The following is a 223-nucleotide window of genomic DNA, read 5'->3' on the forward strand; positions in this document are numbered from 1 at the left end:
GGTGTTGGCGCTGGCGGCAGGCATTATGGTGCTGGCTGCTTTGTACCAGTTATCCGATGCCATTCAGGTGGTGTCGGCCTGCGCTTTGCGCGGCATGAAAATCACCAAGCCGGTGCTTTTTATCACCTTAGTCGCCTACTGGCCGATCGGCTTTGGTCTTGGTGCCGTATTGGGATTAACCGACTGGCTGGTACCAGCTATGGGGGTAAAAGGCTTCTGGACT

At 55.6% G+C, this 223-nt stretch carries 1 protein-coding gene; it reads left to right on the forward strand.

Annotated features, from left to right (window positions below):
• The coding region (locus QWY20_RS18635) for an MATE family efflux transporter (RefSeq protein ID WP_330130467.1) at positions 1-223 on the forward strand (223 nt) is incomplete at both ends.

The sequence above is a fragment of the Alkalimonas cellulosilytica genome (genome assembly GCF_036325985.1).
In the GTDB taxonomy this organism is placed as follows: Bacteria; Pseudomonadota; Gammaproteobacteria; order Enterobacterales; family Alteromonadaceae; genus Alkalimonas; species Alkalimonas cellulosilytica.